At 71.7% G+C, this 2,668-nt stretch carries 1 protein-coding gene; it reads left to right on the forward strand.

Annotated features, from left to right (window positions below; translation table 11 throughout):
- Window positions 1–2,668: type I polyketide synthase (locus tag ABT130_RS47375; protein WP_350966465.1), on the forward strand; the 2,668-nt coding region annotated here is incomplete at both ends.

Below are 2,668 nucleotides of genomic sequence, written 5' to 3' on the forward strand. Positions count from 1 at the left end.
TCCAGCACCAGTGGTTCTGGCCGAACGCCAGGCAGAGCGGTGATGCCCGCGTTCTGGGCCTGACCGCGACGAGGCATCCGCTGCTGGGCGCGACGATGCCGCGGGCCGACTCTGACGGGGTGGTGCTGACGGGTCGCTTGTCGGTGAGTGCGCAGCCGTGGCTGGCCGATTACGTGGTGGCGGGCTCTGTGGTGGTGCCGGGCACCGCGTTCGTGGAGCTGGCCGTGCGGGCCGGTGACCAGGTCGGCTGTGAGCTGGTGGAGGATCTGACACTGGATGTGCCGCTGCTGCTGAGTGAGGGCGAGGCGGCCGCTGTGCAGGTGTGGGTGGGTGGCGCCTCTCAGGAGTCGGACCGCCGGACGGTGAATGTGTACTCGCGTTCGGCGGATGCGGCCGATGACGCACCGTGGGTGCGGCACGCGACCGGCGCTCTCAGCACGGGTGCTTCGCCTGCCGAGCCGTTCGATGTGGCGGTGTGGCCGCCGACCGGCGCGGCTGCGATCGAGCTGGACGGGCTGTATGAAGAGCTGGCGGAGGAGGGCTTGGGGTACGGCCCGGCGTTCCAGGGGTTGCGGGCGGCCTGGCGGCGTGATGACGAGGTGTTCGCCGAGCTGAGTTTGCCGGAGCAGGCCGGTGATGCGGCTTTGTTCGGGTTGCACCCGGCGCTGCTGGACGCGGCGCTGCACGTGGTGCCATTCGCCGGGCTGGACGATTCCGAGGGCGGCCGGTTGCCACTGTCCTGGGGTGGGGTGTGCCTGCACGCGGGCGGGGCGTCGGTGCTGCGGGTGCGGCTGGCCAGGACGGGCGGCGATGCGGTGTCGCTGAGCGCGGTGGATGCGGCCGGGGAGCCGGTGGTGTCGGCCCGGTCGGTGGTGCTGCGGCCGATGGCCGCCGAGCACTTGGCCGGCTCCGGCCCCCGTGGGGCCGGGTGGGACGCGCTGTTCCGGGTGGAGTGGCCCCCCGCGGGCGGCCTGCCGCAGGCCGACCAGGTGCCGGTGGCGGTGCTCGGCTTGGACGCGCTGGGTCTTGCCCCCGCGTTGCGAGTAGCCGGCGATCTGGCCGCGGAGCCTGGCGGGCACTTGGTGCCGGTGCATGTGGATTTGTCGTCATTGGTCGAGGCAGGTCCGGTCCCGGCAGTGGTGGTGACGGAGGTGGTCTCCGATCCGGCGGCCGAGGTGGTGGAGTCGGCGCATGCGCTGACCGCCCACGTGCTGGATCTGCTGCAGCGGTGGCTGGCGGATGAGCGGTACGCCGATTCGCGCTTGGTGTTCGTCACCCGGGGCGCGGTCGCGACCGATGATGGTGAGGTGGTGGCTGATCTTCCAGCCGCTGGGGCGTGGGGCCTTGTCCGCAGTGCCCAGTCGGAGAACCCGGGCCGGTTCGTGCTGGTCGACGTGGATGATCAGGAGTCCTCGCTGCCGGCCCTGCTCGGGGTGCCGGCCTCGGGTGAGCCACAGGTGGCGGTACGCGAGGGTGAGCTGCGGGTTCCGCGGATGGCGCGGGTGGCGCCAGGGTCTGACGTCGGCGACGCGGTGGGCCGGGTCTGGGACCCGGAGGGCACGGTGTTGATCACTGGTGGGACCGGTGGTCTGGGTGCCCAATTCGCGCGGCATGTGGTGGCCGAGCGGGGTGTGCGGCATCTGCTGCTGACCAGTCGCCGGGGTCTGGAGGCTCCGGGTGCGGTGGAGTTGCAGGCCGAGCTGATCGCGCACGGCGTCGAGGTCACGATCGCGGCGTGCGACATGGCCGACCGGGATCAGGTGGCGGCGCTGCTGGCCGGGATCGACGCCGAGCATCCGCTGACCGCGGTGATCCACACTGCCGGTGTGCTGGCCGACGGGACGATCCCGTCACTGACCCCCGAACGGCTGGACACCGTGCTGCGGCCGAAAGCGGACGCGGCCTGGCATCTGCACGAGCTGACCCAGGGCCTGGACCTGGCCGGGTTCGTAGTGTTCTCTTCGCTTGCCGGGGTGATGGGCAACGCCGGGCAGGGCAACTACGCGGCGGCGAACGCGTTCGTGGACGCATTGGCCCAGGCGCGTCGGGCTGCGGGACTGCCAGGGCTGTCGCTGGCCTGGGGCTTGTGGGTGCAGGAGACCGGGATGACCGGCACGCTGGGCGCAGTCGACCTGCGCAGGATGACACGGGCGGGGATGCCGGCGCTGTCGGTGGAGCAAGGGCTGGCGGTGTTCGAGGCGGCTGAGGTGTCGGGTCGGGCGGCGGTGGTGGGGGTGCGGCTGGATCTGTCGGTGCTGCGCACGTTGCCTGAGGTGCCGCCTTTGATGCGGGGCCTGGTGCGTGTGGGGCGCCGGTCGGCGGTCTCCGTCTCCGTGGGTGGGGATGGGGAGCTGGTGCGGCGGTTGGCGGGGCTGGAGCAGGCCGAGCAGGTGCGGCTGGCGGTGGAGCTGGTGCGCGCTCAGGCGGCGGTGGTGCTGGGACACGAGTCGGTGGACGCGATCCGGCCGGGACGGGAGTTCCGTGAGCTGGGCTTCGACTCCCTGACCACCGTGGAGCTGCGCAACCGGCTCAACGCCGTCACCGGGCTGCGGCTGTCGGCGACCATCATCTTTGACTACCCCACCCCCGCCAGCCTCGCCGAACACCTTCTGGAGGAAATCGCGCCCGGAGCGAACACCGTGGTGGAGCTGTCATTGCTGGCCGATCT

The organism is Streptosporangium sp. NPDC001681 (genome assembly GCF_040298085.1).
Classification (GTDB): Bacteria; Actinomycetota; Actinomycetes; order Streptosporangiales; family Streptosporangiaceae; genus Streptosporangium.